At 31.2% G+C, this 15,752-nt stretch carries 15 protein-coding genes and 1 tRNA gene; 13 read left to right on the top strand and 3 right to left on the bottom strand.

Translation table 11 applies throughout. The features are described 5' to 3' along the window. The first annotated feature begins 432 nt into the window (after positions 1-432). The 9 genes from ABGB03_RS14610 to ABGB03_RS14570 all read left to right on the top strand — a co-directional run bounded on the left by ABGB03_RS14610 (position 433) and on the right by ABGB03_RS14570 (position 10,635). A complete protein-coding gene (locus ABGB03_RS14610; RefSeq protein WP_347923354.1) occupies positions 433-1,995 on the top strand; it encodes a type I restriction-modification system subunit M in 1,563 nt (520 codons plus the stop codon). A gap of 1 nt (position 1,996) precedes the next feature. Beyond that, positions 1,997-3,223 carry a restriction endonuclease subunit S gene (locus tag ABGB03_RS14605; RefSeq protein WP_347923352.1) on the top strand — a complete coding sequence of 409 codons (1,227 nt, stop codon included), beginning with the start codon at positions 1,997-1,999 and terminating at the stop codon, positions 3,221-3,223. 3 nt (positions 3,224-3,226) lie between these two features. Further along, positions 3,227-3,778, top strand: a complete 552-nt coding sequence (locus tag ABGB03_RS14600; protein WP_347923350.1) for a hypothetical protein — start codon at positions 3,227-3,229, stop codon at positions 3,776-3,778. Positions 3,779-3,968: 190 nt separating this feature from the next. Further along, positions 3,969-4,652 carry a hypothetical protein gene (locus tag ABGB03_RS14595; RefSeq protein ID WP_347923348.1) on the top strand — a complete coding sequence of 228 codons (684 nt, stop codon included), beginning with the start codon at positions 3,969-3,971 and terminating at the stop codon, positions 4,650-4,652. Next, entirely contained in the window at positions 4,649-7,483 is a 2,835-nt protein-coding gene (locus ABGB03_RS14590; protein WP_347923346.1) for a type I restriction endonuclease subunit R, read from the top strand. The genes ABGB03_RS14595 and ABGB03_RS14590 overlap by 4 nt, the downstream gene beginning before the upstream one ends. 72 nt (positions 7,484-7,555) lie before the next feature. Then, a complete protein-coding gene (locus ABGB03_RS14585) occupies positions 7,556-8,278 on the top strand; it encodes an AbiV family abortive infection protein (RefSeq protein ID WP_347923344.1) in 723 nt (240 codons plus the stop codon). A 288-nt stretch (positions 8,279-8,566) separates the two neighbouring features. Then, positions 8,567-8,752, top strand: a complete 186-nt coding sequence (locus ABGB03_RS14580) for a hypothetical protein (RefSeq protein ID WP_347923343.1) — start codon at positions 8,567-8,569, stop codon at positions 8,750-8,752. A gap of 9 nt (positions 8,753-8,761) precedes the next feature. Next, positions 8,762-9,538: a hypothetical protein gene (locus ABGB03_RS14575; protein WP_347923341.1), complete on the top strand. Its 777-nt coding sequence runs from the start codon at positions 8,762-8,764 to the stop codon at positions 9,536-9,538. 5 nt (positions 9,539-9,543) lie between these two features. Further along, on the top strand, positions 9,544-10,635 hold the full coding sequence (locus tag ABGB03_RS14570; RefSeq protein WP_347923340.1) for a hypothetical protein: 1,092 nt from the start codon (positions 9,544-9,546) through the stop codon (positions 10,633-10,635). 70 nt (positions 10,636-10,705) lie between these two features. Here ABGB03_RS14570 and ABGB03_RS14565 read toward each other — a convergent pair. Together ABGB03_RS14565 and ABGB03_RS14560 are read right to left on the bottom strand one after the other, a co-directional pair. Beyond that, a tRNA-Ala gene (locus ABGB03_RS14565) sits at positions 10,706-10,779 on the bottom strand. A gap of 5 nt (positions 10,780-10,784) precedes the next feature. After that, positions 10,785-11,579 carry a universal stress protein gene (locus ABGB03_RS14560; RefSeq protein WP_347923338.1) on the bottom strand — a complete coding sequence of 265 codons (795 nt, stop codon included), beginning with the start codon at positions 11,577-11,579 and terminating at the stop codon, positions 10,785-10,787. Positions 11,580-11,659: 80 nt separating this feature from the next. On the opposite strand from ABGB03_RS14560, the gene ABGB03_RS14555 reads away from it, so the two are divergent. The 4 genes from ABGB03_RS14555 to ABGB03_RS14540 all read left to right on the top strand — a co-directional run bounded on the left by ABGB03_RS14555 (position 11,660) and on the right by ABGB03_RS14540 (position 14,487). Further along, positions 11,660-12,994 (top strand): MATE family efflux transporter, encoded by a 1,335-nt coding sequence (locus ABGB03_RS14555; RefSeq protein WP_347923337.1) that lies wholly within the window; start codon positions 11,660-11,662, stop codon positions 12,992-12,994. A 22-nt stretch (positions 12,995-13,016) separates the two neighbouring features. Next, the gene (locus ABGB03_RS14550; RefSeq protein WP_347923335.1) at positions 13,017-13,190 is read left to right on the top strand and encodes a hypothetical protein; all 174 of its coding nucleotides are present in this window, start codon (positions 13,017-13,019) and stop codon (positions 13,188-13,190) included. Positions 13,191-13,271: 81 nt separating this feature from the next. Continuing rightward, positions 13,272-13,724 (top strand): 6-carboxytetrahydropterin synthase, encoded by a 453-nt coding sequence (locus ABGB03_RS14545; RefSeq protein ID WP_347923333.1) that lies wholly within the window; start codon positions 13,272-13,274, stop codon positions 13,722-13,724. 10 nt (positions 13,725-13,734) lie between these two features. Continuing rightward, positions 13,735-14,487, top strand: coding sequence for a UDP-2,3-diacylglucosamine diphosphatase (locus ABGB03_RS14540; protein WP_347926426.1), 753 nt, complete (start codon positions 13,735-13,737; stop codon positions 14,485-14,487). Here ABGB03_RS14540 and ABGB03_RS14535 read toward each other — a convergent pair. Beyond that, entirely contained in the window at positions 14,484-15,752 is a 1,269-nt protein-coding gene (locus tag ABGB03_RS14535) for an MFS transporter (protein WP_347923331.1), read from the bottom strand. The genes ABGB03_RS14540 and ABGB03_RS14535 overlap by 4 nt on opposite strands.

The following is a 15,752-nucleotide window of genomic DNA, read 5'->3' as shown; positions in this document are numbered from 1 at the left end:
GTTAATTGATCTATGTCTTTAATTAGGGGAAAGCCCCTTTTAAAAAGTACCCACCCTTCCGTTTTTAAATCTATTGTCAATACTTTTCAGGTTTTTATATGTGTCTAAGGCTAGAACAGTCGCATTATACTGATTTGTATTAATCTCCTTCCTTTGTCGAGAATAATGCTATTTAGTGTGTGATTTAGTAGGGATTGTGGAGAAAACGCATTAAATATGTAGTAATTATATACATATAGGTAATAATTCTAAATCAATTATTACGAAAGGATTAATTCGCAGACCAGTAATAATCTATTATCCGAGAGAGAGTCCTTTTATATTAATTCAACGATTTATATTAATTCTAAAGAAAATAGTACTCAATTGATTTAAGATTATTTTATATTTGAGTACATAATTCTCCCTATTATTAAAATTAAAATCGACTAAATGTCCGAAGAACAAAAAAAGCTCTTGGAGCAACAACTGTGGAATATTGCCAACGAACTACGCGGTAAGATGGATGCAGACGAGTTTAGAGATTACATACTTGGTTTTATATTCTACAAATACCTTTCAGAAAAACAATACTTATATGCTAATACGCTTTTAGAAACTGAAACAATAAAGGATTATCTAAAGGTTACAGATACAGATGATTTAAACGCAATACGAGAAGAATCTTTAATAAAGCTTGGTTACTTCTTAAAGCCTGATGAATTATTTAGCTCTTTAGCAAAAAAAGGTAATGCCAATACTGAAACAGAAAGTAATTTTATTTTAGCTGATTTAGAGAGTATCTTAAATGGTATTGAACAAAGCACAATGGGTACTGAAAGTGAGGACGACTTTAATCAACTTTTTGAAGATTTAGACCTCAACAGTACCAAGTTGGGCAGAAGCACAGAGGCAAGAAACAGCCTAATTGCTAAAGTTTTATCGCATTTAGATAAAATAGACTTTGCTTTAGAAGATACAGATGCTGATGTATTAGGCGATGCATACGAATACCTTATTTCGCAATTTGCAAGTGGCGCAGGGAAAAAAGCAGGTGAGTTTTATACACCACAACAAGTATCTAAAATATTAGCACAAATTGTTACTACAGGTAAAAAGCGTTTAAAAAATGTATATGACCCTACTTGTGGTAGTGGTTCTTTACTGCTGCGCGTAGCAAGAGAAGTTGAGGTTGATGATTTTTTTGGACAAGAACTCAATCGTACTACTTACAATTTAGCTCGTATGAACATGATTTTGCACGATGTTCATTACCGTCGTTTTGATTTAAGGCAAGAAGACACCCTTAAAGCACCTCAACATTTAGATAAACGATTTGAAGCCATAGTAGCCAATCCGCCATTTTCGGCTAAATGGGAAGGCAAAAACAACCCTTTAAATGAAAACGATGAACGCTTTAGTCAATACGGACGTCTAGCACCAACCAGTAAAGCCGATTTTGCTTTCTTGCAGCACATGGTGTACCAATTAGCCGATAATGGCACAATGGCAATTGTATTGCCTCATGGTGTATTATTTAGAGGGGCAGCTGAAGGTGTTATACGTAAGTATTTAATTAACGATTTAAACTATCTTGACGCAGTTATAGGGCTGCCACCTAATATCTTTTTTGGTACAGGCATACCAACTTCAATATTGGTATTAAGTAAGTGCCGAATTAATGACAATAATATTTTATTTATTGATGCTTCTAAGGAATTTGAAAAAGACGGTAATAAAAACAAACTCAAAGAAGAGCATATACATAAAATTGTAAAAACCTTTAGAAAACGTAAAGCCGTTGATAAGTTTAGTTATGTAGCCAATATTGATGAAATAATGGAAAATGACTATAACCTCAATATACCGCGTTATGTAGATACATTTGAAGAAGAAGAACAGATTGATTTAGATGTAATTTCTAACCAATTACAAGGTTTAGAAAAAGAGATTTCTGACACTAACACAACCATAGCCAACTTTTGCAAACAACTCAATATTAAAACCCCTTTTTAATATGAGTGAGTTTATTCAAAAGCCAAAATTGAGATTTCAAGAGTTTAAAGATGAGTGGATAAAACAGAAGTTATCTTCGAGAATGGAAGTTTTTAGAGGAGCAAGTCCAAGACCTAAAGGAGATCCTAAGTATTATGGAGGGAAAGTTCCAAGATTAATGATAGAGGATGCTACGAGAGATGGAAAATATGTATATCCTTCTATAGATTCACTCACCTTAGATGGAGCTAAGAAAAGTAGATTTTTGGTAAAAGGAAATGTTGTTTTAAGTTGTTCAGGAACGAATGTCGCTATTCCAACTATCCTTGCAGTAGATGCTTGTATTCATGATGGTTGGTTAGGGTTTAAGAATTTAAAAGAAGTAAATAGTGAATTTCTTTACTATCTGTTTCTTAGGCTTTATGAGAAAATGCAAGGTGAAGCAACAACAGGAGGGGTGTTCAATAATTTGACAACATCCATTTTGAGAGATTTAAAATTGAATTTCACAGGATTAAATGAGCAAATAAAGATAGCTTCTTTTTTAAGAGAAGTAGATGTGAAAACCTCTCGATTAAAAAATAAAATATCCCTTTTAGAGCAATATAAAAAAGGTATCATGCAACTACTATTTAGCCAAGAATTACGATTTAAAAATGAGGTTGGAAATAATTATACAAATTGGGAAGAAAATAGTATAGGGAATATTTTTTATTCTGAAAAAGGCAACGGCATTCCTAAAGGAGAACTTACCGAAAAAGGAAAAAGGAAATGCATTCTTTATGGAGAATTATATACAAAATACAATGAAGTTATATTTGACGTAGAAAGTAGAACCAATAGCGGAAATGGTTTAGACTCTAAAAAGGGAGATTTACTAATCCCATCTTCAACTACAACAACAGGCATAGACTTGGCTAATGTAACAGCATTAAATTTTGAAAATGTAAAAATAGGTGGAGATATTATTGTATTACGTTCAAATCAAAAAATAAACAATGTTTTTTATGCTTATTATTTGTCAAATTTTAAAAAGTATAAAATTGCATCAAGAGCACAAGGAATAACCATAGTTCATTTATACTTTAGTAGCATAAAAGATATAGTAATTGATGTGCCTTCTCTTGATGAACAAACAAAAATAGCTAACTTTCTATCTGTTATTGATGATAAAATAAGATTGGTTAATACTCAATTAGAAAACACCCAACAATTCAAAAAAGGCTTATTACAGCAGATGTTTGTATAGTTTATGAAAGAAACATTTATACATAACGAGATATGGCTACTCACCACAATTGGAAGTTTTCAACGTGCCAATTTGTATGATAAAAAAGTAGCGTCAAACGAAGAAGAGCGTAGAAATTTCAGGGTTGACTTACATAAGCTAATAAAAGAAATAGCACTTACTCAATATATCAAAACTATCAGTGAGCGCAAGCATATTGAAAACATTAAGAATATTAGTCATTTTACAGCTAAAAGTGATTTTTCATATTTGTTAAATAATGGGCAATTAAATTTTGGCGTGAGTCAAAAATTGCTCAATCTATATTTAAAATATTTATGGTGTACAAATTCTATTAAAACACCTCCACACTTTCCTGTGGATAGAATTATACAAGAAAACCTCAACAAAGAAGCCAAAAATTTAGGCTTAAAAAAGAGAGCAGTAACATCTTGGACAAAGATGAAAAATGAAGACGATTACATGGAAGTAATAAATTACGCTAAACAGTTTTTACAAAACAGCAAGTTCAAAAGTTTAGCAGATTTAGAGCTTAATTTATTTGAAAGGAGTTAAATATTTAATGAAGAAAATGTTGTAAAAAAACAAAACCCAGTGGTTTGATATACAGGGACTACTGGGAATAAGATGGTACAAATATAATACATTTTAGTACATTTTAGTACATTTTAGTACATTTTAACACATACAAGCGTACATAAATGATCATAAACGTATATAAAATAAGGCAAAAAGCATACCAAATATGAAGTATAGCGATTTTGAATACATAATGTCAACACCACGAATAAATCGCTATTTAGGTGCGTGTAATAATGACACAAGAAAGGCAATGACATTATATCGCAAAAACTTAAAACTATCACAAGAATTGTTTACAGTTATTAGTTGTTTTGAAGTAGCGTTAAGGAACGCTATTGATAGACATTATACAAATATTTATGGTGCTAATTGGTTGAGAGATTTTGCAAGAGTTGGAGGTTGTTTTGATAGTGGTAGTACTTATAAAAGTAGAATAGCAATTAACGAAACCATGTCAAAATTAGGTGTATTATACTCACATCCCAGATTAGTTTCAGAATTAGGTTTTGGTTTTTGGCGATTTCTATTTGCAAGAAATCAGTATCGATTAGCAGGAAGATCATTACAGCATATATTTCCAAATTTGCCAACTACAACTAGGTTAGTTCAATACAATGCAGCAACTATTTTTGATAAATTAGAAAGGGTTAATAAAATAAGAAATAGAATTGCACATCACGACCCAATTTGTTTTAGACATGGAATGAATCAAATAAATACAAATTTTCCCTTGTCATATTATAATACCATAATAGAATTATTTGGTTGGTTAGATATAGATTCAACGGAATTATTGTACGGTTTAGATAAGGTTAATAAAATAATAGACGAAATAAATAACTTATGACTACTCAGCCTGAATACATATTAGAAGAGAGTTTAGTTCAACAGTTAGTCGATTTAGGCTATAAAAAAGTCGTTATAAAGGATGAGGATGCTTTAATAGCTAACTTAAAAATGCAACTTGAAAAACATAATAATTGCAGTTTATCAGATGCAGAGTTTAAACAAGTCCTAAATCACTTATCTAAAGGTAATATATACGAAAGAGCAAAAGCCCTTAGAGACAAAATAACTTATACTAAAGACGATGGTAGTACAGGTTATTTAGAATTGATTAATCAAATTCATTGGTGCAAAAACCAATATCAAGTGACACATCAAGTCACTATGGAAGGTACATATAAAAACCGCTACGATGTTACTATTTTAATCAACGGTTTGCCTTTAGTGCAAATTGAATTAAAACGTAGAGGCTTAGAGTTAAAAGAAGCCTTCAATCAAACTAACAGGTATCAACGTCATTCGTATCAAGCAGGAAATGGCTTATTTCAGTTCATACAGTTATTTGTTATAAGCAATGGTGTGAACACTAAGTATTACGCCAATAATCCTATTAAAGCACGCTCATTTAAACAAACATTTTATTGGGCAGATGTAAATAATAAAATTATCACTCAAATTAGTGAGTTTACAGAGCAGTTTTTAGAGCCTTGTCATGTATCTAAAATGATAACAAAGTACACGGTTTTAAATACAGCTAAAACCCTTATGGTATTACGCCCATATCAATACTATGCTACTGAAGCTATTGTTGAGCGAGTAAAAAACAGTAATAAGTTTGGTTATATATGGCATACCACAGGATCAGGCAAAACACTAACATCATTTAAAACAGCGCAAATATTAACGAATCTTGAAGGCGTTAAGAAAGTGGTGTTTGTTGTAGATCGTAAAGATTTAGATTATCAAACCATTAAAGAGTTCAATAGTTTTAGTGAAGGCAGTATAGATGCCACAAACAATACTAGGGCTTTAGTTAAACAATTCTCAGACGATACTAGCCTGATTGTTACCACAATCCAAAAGTTAAATACAGCTATTTATAAACCCAAATACTTAGAGAAGATGGATGCTCTAAAAAACGAGCGTGTAGTATTTATTTTTGATGAGTGCCATAGAAGCCAGTTTGGAGATACGCATAATAGAATAAAAGACTTTTTTCAAAATGCACAGATGTTCGGTTTTACTGGAACACCTATTTTTAAAGACAATTCAGTTAAAAATGAATTAGGTAAGCGAACTACTAAAGATTTGTTTGACGAGTGTCTGCACAAGTACGTTATAACTGATGCTATTAGGGATAAGAACGTTTTAAAGTTTGCCATTGAATATATAAGCACCTTTAAAAGCAAAGAAGCTGATGAGATAATTGATATTAATGTAGATAGTATTGATAAGGTTGAGGTTATGGAAGCACCTCAACGTTTAAATAATATTGCTGATTACATTATCGCTAATCATAACCGTAAAACGCACACTAAGAAGTTTACCGCTATCTTTTGTGTTTCTAATGTTAAGACACTTATAAAATATTATGAGCTGTTTAAAGTAAAGAAAGAGGAAGGTAAACATGATTTAAAAGTAGCTACAATCTTTTCATATAAAGCAAATGAATTAGATGAAGATGCAAACGGCTTTATACCTGATGAAGATTTTGAGGATTTTAGAGTAGATGAGCCTACTTCAGCCTATTCACATACAAGAGAAAAATTAGATAGATTTATTGCTGATTATAATGGAATGTTTCAAACAAACTATTCTACCAATGAGTTCTATTCCTACTATAAAGATATTGGTAAACGTGTCAAGCATAGACAGGTAGATGTTTTGTTGGTTGTAAATATGTTTTTAACAGGGTTTGATTCTAAATTGCTGAATACTATTTATGTAGATAAGAATCTTAAATATCACGGACTTATTCAAGCATATTCACGTACTAATAGAATATTAGATGAGGTTAAATCACAAGGTAATGTTGTTTGTTTTAGAAACCTTAAAAGTGCCACAGACGAAGCCATAACGCTCTTTTCTAATAAAGAAGCTATTGAAGAAATTATCGTACAACCTTACGAGAATTACACGACTAAATTTGAAGAAGCTATTAAGCGATTATATGATATAACACCAACAGTTGATAGTGTAAATGAATTACCTTCTGAAAATGAAAAATTAGAGTTTGTTAAAGCCTTTAGAGAGTTAATGCGCTTAAAGAATGTGTTAACAACATTTACTGAATTTAGTTATGATGATTTAGGCATTTCAGAGCAAGAGTTTGAAGATTACCAAAGTAAGTATTTAGATATTCGAGATGATGTTAAAAAGGAGAAAGAAAAAGTGTCAATCCTCAATGACATTGATTTTGAGTTAGAACTAATTAGACGTGATGAAATTAATGTAGCTTACATTCTAACCTTGTTGGCAAAATTATATGAGTCTAAAAAACCTAAAGACCAGGAACAGCAACGTAAAGCCATTTCTGATATGTTGGCTTCGGATAGTCAGTTAAGAAGTAAGAAGGAGCTAATTGAACGCTTTATTGAGGAGAACTTACCATTAGTTCGAGATTCTGATTTAGTAGCTGATGAGTTTGATAACTATTGGACGAATGAAAAGAAAAAGGCAGTAAAACAATTAAGTGAAGATGAGAATTTAGATTACAAAAAACTAGTTGATGTCATTAGTAATTATTTGTTTACAGAAAAAGCACCATTGCGTGACGATGTAATTGGATTATTAAACAAAAGACCAAGTCTAAAAGAAAGGGCTTCTATATCTGAAAGAATAACAACCAAAATAACCGATTTTATTGAGACTTTTATTAATGGGATGGGGTGATTATAACTTGTTATATTTTATGAAGATAAAAACCAAATACGATATTTCTATTAATACTGTTAAAAAAAATATATGGAAATAGTTAAGTTCCTGAATTTATCACCACAAAATTCTAAAGGACTTCATGTTCCTTTGTATCGAAATGCAAAAAAATTATATAATGACGCTTTATTGATTACCGACATTAATAAGTCTTATAGTACATCCGTTTCTCTTTTAATATTAAGTTCGGAAGAAATTGTTAAGGCAATATTGGTTTTAATGCACTCAGAAGGATATAAAGTATATCAAATAGATAGTGCAAAAAAATTCTTTCATGATCACAAAATTCGTCATCAGATTGCCCAGTTAATTGAATCAGGAACTGGTCTTTTTGAAATGATGATTGTTTGGGAAGAAGAAAGGAAAAAGAAAATAATTAATACTAAAGCGAAATGGCTTAATGATTTAGTTCATTTTATAAAGGATGGATACAAGGCAATCCAACCAATGCTAAAAACCAAAGAAAGAATAGAGAAACTAGAGCAGTTTAATGATTTAAAAAATCAAGGGTTGTATGTTAATTATGAAAATGGAATTATTGATCCTCAAAATCAGATATTAAAGGAAGATTTTGAGGAAGTTCATCAAATGGTAAAGCGAATATTTTATTATTATAAAGGGCTTAGAGTTTTTTTTCATCCAATGTTAAAAAATCATATACCAAAATCTGAAATAGAACAGGGTAAAAAAGACTTAAAGTTTTTTGTTGAAGATGCTATGAAAGGATTTTCCTTTAAAGACTTAAAAACTTAAATGACATATTTAGAATATTTAGAATAAGTAGTTTTGTTAAACACATACTGTAATGGTTTAATAACGTGACTGTTATAATTATCCAAAAAAAGTTGGTCAAATCAACAAATTTTGTATCTTTAATAAGATTTTAGTGCCAAAAAAATCATAACTACTTGACTTTCAAAACATTATTTATTTCGGCATCTTCTTTGATACAAACTATTCAGTTTGTATATTTGCACACATTTTTTCATTATGAGAATTAAACAATCTGGTAAAAATTACGGTAAAAGGCATGTTCCTAAGATGGAATACGGCTCAGAATTGTCTGTATCTGATATGGAGGACTTAGGAGAAAACATAATTGATAATGCTGACAGAAAATCCTGTGAGCAGTTAAATATTCAATTTGATTCCTATGTTAAATTTCATGATGTAGATGACAGTATTAAATTGTTGATTGATTCTCCTCAGACAGAATTTATTTCTTAGATATTTTAAATGACTGATTCTAAAGGTGCTAATCTTGACTCAATAAGATTACAGAGGTTGGATTTTTTCCAAAACTGCTGTGATAAGCTTATCATTGAATTCGGTGAAATTTATGAAAATGGAGCAAATGGCTCAGATAATACTACTCGCCCTCATAGTAATTTTCTTGCAACCATATTTGATCAGTTGAAGAGTAAAGAATTAATTGAATCTATAAAGTTTGTTGTAGATAAAAACTCTGCTCTACTTATTAATGAGAATTATTGGTTTATGCTTGACAACATTGCGAGAAAAATTATAAATGTTGGCAAAAATGATGATGATGGAGAATCTTCAGTTGATGTTTATAAAATTCTATCTATTACTGAATTTGCTGTTATAGCTACCCAACCTGTTGTTCTTGAATTCAATGGAGACCTTGAAGAGGGGTCTAGGCTATTTAAACAGCTTACAATAACAGAAAGATTAGTTAACGGTTATTTTGCTTGGGTTTGTGCTTATGAATTTTTGTCTAGTTGGACATCTCTAAAGGATTTAACATATAATAAGGAAGAATCTAAACAGCTTGAACTTGATAAAATCTGGAAAGATATTCAATTCTATAAAGAAGACATCCCTGAAAGGGAAAGAGCTCTTACTATTTTTGTTGAACATATAAGAATCGTATCTAACTCAAATCCTATAAGCTTTCCTATTTGGACTAATGCAATGTGGTGGAGAATGTTGCTTTTACATATACAGGATAGAGTTAGCAAAGAAATTAAGGAAAACCCACCAAAGACATAAATACATTGCTGAATCAATTTAACCAACCTCTTATCGTCAGCAATTCTACTCTTTTTGTAGATGAAATTCGAAGTTATTTTGATAATTATAAAGCTTTTTCTAGTAACCTACTCAATTCTCATGTTGAAACACAGGAAGATATAGATTATTATGAAACTAAAATTCAAAAAAACATTGAATCTATCAGTGAATGCCTAGTCAGTTATAGAAATGGACATAGAATTGAGAGTGCCAATAATTTTCAGCTATTAATGCTTCAAAACCTTAAAAGGTTAATGATGATGCTTAGTAGCCCAGAAACAGAAAAAAAAAGCAATCACGTTTTCTATAGAATTCGTAGGGGTCTTGTTGATTTAGATGAAAGAAAAAAAAGCCCTAACCACACTTTATTTCATTTACCTTTTAATTTGAGGCATCTTGTAGGAACTGGGAGATTTAATTCAGCAGGGATACCAATACTGTATTTAAGCGATTGCCTTAAAATACCTTATTATGAATGTGACGAACCAAAGACTGCTTTTTGTGATGATTCTGATGGTTTTAATAATATGAATATTGGGTTTTTTCGCAATGTTAAATCTTTTAAATTTTTTGATTTTAGCATTCAAGCGTGGGAAGACCTGATAGAAAAACATAACAAAAGACCGACAGAATCTCCTTTATTAAACTATTTAGTTCTGTATCCTATAATCGCTGCAATTCATGTTAAAATAAATTACTCCTATAGTGTTAACTTTCGCTTTGACTATGTCTTCTCTGCTCTTATAATGGATTTTGTAAAAAACCTTGAAAAAGATAATGTCTTTAGAGACATTGGTCTTTTATTACCCATTTTTTCTATAAAGTATAGCTCTGTAAAACTTTTTTCCAAGCAAACAACCATAAATAGACATAATGAGTGTTATTCATTACATAATTATGCCTTTATGGCTAATTATTATGATAGTCACTCTCATTGTATTAAACTTGAAAGTATATTCTTAAAAAATCATAACCATAAAGAATTATACAGCGAAAGCCCTTTTTTTGAGAAATATAAAAACAAAGCATTGACTGAAAAGGATATTTTAGATATTGAAAGCTATTTAAAGAGTTGATTTATGCAAATTGTATGCAAATATTGGTTAAAAAATATTCTTAATTTACCAAAAACCTTTCTATCACTAGTGGAGAAGAGCGGGCTCGAACCGCCGACCTCTTGACTGCCAGTCAAGCGCTCTAGCCAACTGAGCTACATCCCCTTTTTTTATTTCATACCTCTCAGTACAAGTACAGGTCGAGAGCTATGAAAATCCTTTTTTAATATAACATTCTTTTCCCATTTCTTGGTAAAGAATCCACGTTTACGACGAACTACACATAACATATCAGGATCATTTGATTTAAAGTGCTCTAATACGCCTTGAAACGTCGTAGCGTTTTCAGTTTTAGTAATATTGGTAACCATATCTTTTAATGTATCATTGACATCAAAATCTCCTTCATTATAATACGTGGTTTTTACCAACAATAAATTTACAATAGCTTTAAACTTTTCTTTAATATCCGATAACGGTTTTAAAGCATTGTTATTTTTAATAATTGCCGATTTTACTGCCAATAAAACTCTAGTGATAGGTTTAAACGTGTAACCCTCAGGCACTATTAATGCTGGGATTTGAGTTTGTTTAATGATTTTTCCAGATGTTTTTCCTAAAAACACTTCGTCTTTAATAGAGTTTGTTCTTGGTTCTATTAGAATTAAATCAATGTCCGCTGCTTTACAAGCTAATTCTAGTGTATCAACTAGCTTCCCTTTTAATACTCTTACAACTACTTCAACTCCTTTTGTATCAATTTTTGACATTAAGCTGTTTAAGTACTCTTTACTTTCTCGCTCTAAAATATGGTCTATCTTAATCATGGTTCCTGCTTTAGTATAGACATTATATACTTGTACTATATAAAGTTTAGCGCCAAATGATTTTGCAAAGTCAACAGCATATTGCAAATGACTTTCTGCATTTTTTGAGGATCCCACAGGAACTAAGATATTCTTCATAATCAAAATTTTAAAGACTAAATTTACTGAAAATTTACTGCAAAAATAAGCATTAATAATAATTAGTATTAAATAACCTTTTGACTACAAATATTAGCTTAAAACATATTAATAAGTTGGCAATTCCTGCACTAATTGCTGGAGTTTCCGAGCCCATACTATCTATTACTGATACAGCAATTGTTGGTAACATTAGTATGAATGCAACTGAATCTTTAGCTGCTGTTGGAATTGTAGGTACATTTATTTCTATGCTTATTTGGGTTTTAGGGCAAACTCGTAGCGCTATTTCCTCTATAGTTTCTCAATATTTAGGAGCTAATCAATTGAATGAAATTAAAAGTTTACCAGCTCAAGCAATTTTTTTAATTACCTCATTAAGCCTATTAATTATTCTATCTACTTATCCTTTTGCAGAAAATATTTTTAAGCTTTACAATGCTTCAAATCTCATTTTAGACTACAGTGTAGATTATTATAGAATAAGAGTTTTCGGATTTCCTTTTACACTTTTCACAATTGGCGTTTTTGGGGCTTTTAGAGGTTTACAAAATACTTTTTACCCTATGATTATTGCGCTTATAGGCTCACTATCTAATATTATCTTAGATGTCATTCTAGTTTATGGTGTTGAGGGTTATATAGAACCCATGAATATTAAAGGTGCTGCTTATGCCAGTGTTATTGCTCAGTTATTAATGGCAATGGCAGCGGCTTATTTTTTGCTTAAAAAAACACCAATTCCATTAAAAGTAAACTTTCCATTTAATAAAGAAATTAAGCGTTTTATTTTTATGATTCTTAATTTATTTGTGAGAACTTTAGCTTTAAATGTGACACTTTTTTTCGGAAGTGCTTTTGCAACAAGCTATGGCGCCTCCTATATTGCAGCTTATACCATTGCCATTAATTTATGGTTTTTAGGAGCTTTTATTATTGATGGCTATGCAAGCGCTGGAAATATCCTATCAGGAAAGCTATTAGGTGGAAAAGAATATAAACTACTAATAAAGTTAAGTAATAAACTTATTAAATATGGTGTCGTTATTGGTATTATCATGGCAATAATTGGTGGAATATTATACATTCCTTTAGGTGCTTTATTTACTAAAGATGAAATGGTTTTAAAAGAGTTTTATAAAGTTTTCTGGATTGTATTAGCAATGCAGCCACTTTGCGCTTTAGCATTTATTTTTGATGGTATTTTTAAAGGACTTGGTAAAATGCGTCATTTGCGTAACGTATTATTGTTCTCCAGCTTCATCGTTTTTATTCCAATACTATTTGTTCTAGATTATTTAGATTATAAACTTTATGCCATTTTTATAGGGTTTACGTTTTGGATAATAGCAAGAGGAATCCCTTTAATTATAAAATTTAGACAACTATTTTTGCCTCTTTCACAAAAGACGTAACTTTGACTTAATAATATAACTTATGATTTTAGCAACAATTCTCCAAGAAGTAGATATTGAAGAGAAACTAAAAAACGCACCTGATAACGGTTATGAAATTGGTGTATTTATTGGTTCTATGATACCTTTTGTTGTTTTAGCAATCATAGCTTATACTATTTATTATTACAATAAAAAACGAGCAAACAAAGAATAACATGGGTGGAAGTAAACTTTTTCTAGTGCTAGCGATTGTATTGATTATAATCTATTTTTATAACCGAAACAAAAGACGTTAATGAGCAATATTCGTATTACAAAGCAGTTTTCGTTTGAAACTGGACACGCTTTATATGGTTACGATGGTAAATGTAAAAATGTTCATGGACATAGCTATCGATTATATGTCACAGTTATTGGCAAGCCAATTTCAGATAATTCTAATGTAAAATTCGGTATGGTCATTGACTTTGGTGATCTTAAAAAAATCGTTAAAGAAGAAATTGTCGATATTTTTGATCACGCTACGGTTTTTAATAAGAACACGCCTCATGTTGAATTAGCAAAGGAGCTCGAAGATAGAGACCATAATGTATTACTTGTAAATTATCAACCAACTAGCGAAATGATGGTGATTGATTTTGCTTCAAAAATCAAAAAAAGATTGCCAAATAACGTTGAGTTATTTTCTTTAAAACTGCAAGAAACTGCGACCAGTTTTGCTGAATGGTTTGCAAGCGATAATGAATAAAGCTACGCACATAACAGTTCCTGAAGGGAAGAAAATTTATTTTTCATCAGATAATCATTTGGGTGCTCCAACCCAAGAACAATCTCGTCCTCGCGAAAAAAAGTTTGTAGCATGGTTAGATGAAATTAAAACAGATGCTGCTGCCATATTCTTGTTAGGAGATTTGTTTGATTTTTGGTTTGAGTATAAAAAAGTAGTACCTAAAGGCTTTACAAGAACCTTAGGAAAACTTGCTGAAATATCTGATTCTGGAATACCAATTTATTATTTTGTAGGTAATCATGATTTATGGATGAATGGATATTTTGAAGATGAGTTAAACATTCCTGTTTTTCATAAACCTCAAGAATTTTTCTTCAATCAAACATCTTTTTTAATTGGTCATGGTGATGGTTTAGGACCAGGAGACAAAGGCTATAAGCGTATGAAAAAAGTGTTTACGAACTCATTTAGCAAGTGGTTATTTCGTTGGTTGCATCCAGACTTAGGTGTTCGATTAGCGCAATATATGTCTGTAAAAAACAAATTAATCTCTGGCGATGAAGATGCTAAATTTCTAGGTGAAGACAACGAATGGCTTGTACAATATTGCAAGCGTAAACTTCAAGAAAATCATCGCGACTATTTTGTGTTTGGTCACAGACATTTACCCTTGGAAATAGATTTAAAATCTAATTCTAAATACATCAACCTAGGCGATTGGATACATTACTATACTTATGGTGTATTTGATGGTAAAAAAATGGCCTTAAAAAAGTATTAGTCTTCTCTCTCATGCGTTTCAAGATCTTGCTGTAAATCTAACCCTCGCAAAGGCTTATTCTTAACACCAATTACAGCAACAATAATAAGTGTTACTGTACCACCAAGTACAACCGCTAAAGGCGCACCAAAAAGTCGAGCTGCTAAACCACTCTCTAATGCCCCTAGCTCGTTAGACGACCCAACAAACATGGAATTAACTGCTCCTACGCGCCCTCTCATTTCATCTGGTGTTTTAAGTTGTAGTATGGTTTGACGGACTACCATTGAAATACCATCAAAAACACCAGAAAAGAACAATGCTATAACGCTAAGCCACATTAATTTTGAAGCTCCAAAGATTATCATACAAACTCCAAATCCAAAAACTGAAACGAGTAATTTCTTTCCTGTATTTTTAGTGATAGGTATATACGTAGTTGCTAACATAGTAATAATACTACCTGAAGAAAGCGCTGCATTTAATATTCCAAACCCTTTTGGTCCTGCATCTAAAATATCTGTTGCAAATACAGAAAAAATTGCAACTGCACCTCCAAACAAAACAGCAATCATATCTAAGGTTAACGCGCCTAAAATAACTTTATCGTTAAACACAAAACGAAGACCCGCCTTTAAACTTTCTTTCACTGATTCAGTAGCGCCTTTATTTAAAATAGGTTTTTGAGCTATTAAAAAGACAAGCAATAATGCCAGCATTACTAATAAGAATATAATACCAAGCGTGTAGTTTACACCTATCCATGCAATTAAAAACCCCCCACATAAAGCACCAAAAACAGTAGCGCCTTTCCATGTACTACTACTCCATGTTGCTGCATTAGGATATATGTTTTTAGGAACAAGTAGTGCAATAAGTGAAAAAATAGTTGGACCGAAGAAAGCCCTCAAAACACCACCAAAAAATACTAATCCATAAATTCCGTATAAAATTGTATTAGTTTCCCATGAGGATTCTATATGGGTTGACGTTAGCCAAAATAATCCAAAACTTATTAAAGAAAATAGAGCAATACAAAGTGCGAATAGATTTCGCTTTTCCTTTTTATCAACAATATGTCCTGCAAATGGTGCAAGGAAAAAAGCAGGTAAAAATTCACAAAGACCAATAATTCCAAGCGAAAGTGGGTTCTTCGTCATAGCATATACTTGCCATTCAATAACTATAAATTGCATAGACCACCCAAAAATCAATGCAAAACGTACTAATAAAAAAATGTTGAATTCTTTAATTCTTAATGCTGCGTAAGGGTCGTTTTTTTTCAT

Source organism: Pontimicrobium sp. SW4 (genome assembly GCF_039954625.1).
Taxonomy (GTDB): Bacteria; Bacteroidota; Bacteroidia; order Flavobacteriales; family Flavobacteriaceae; genus Pontimicrobium.
Note: the sequence above shows the minus strand (reverse complement) of the source record. Positions and strands in the feature narration are given on the sequence as shown.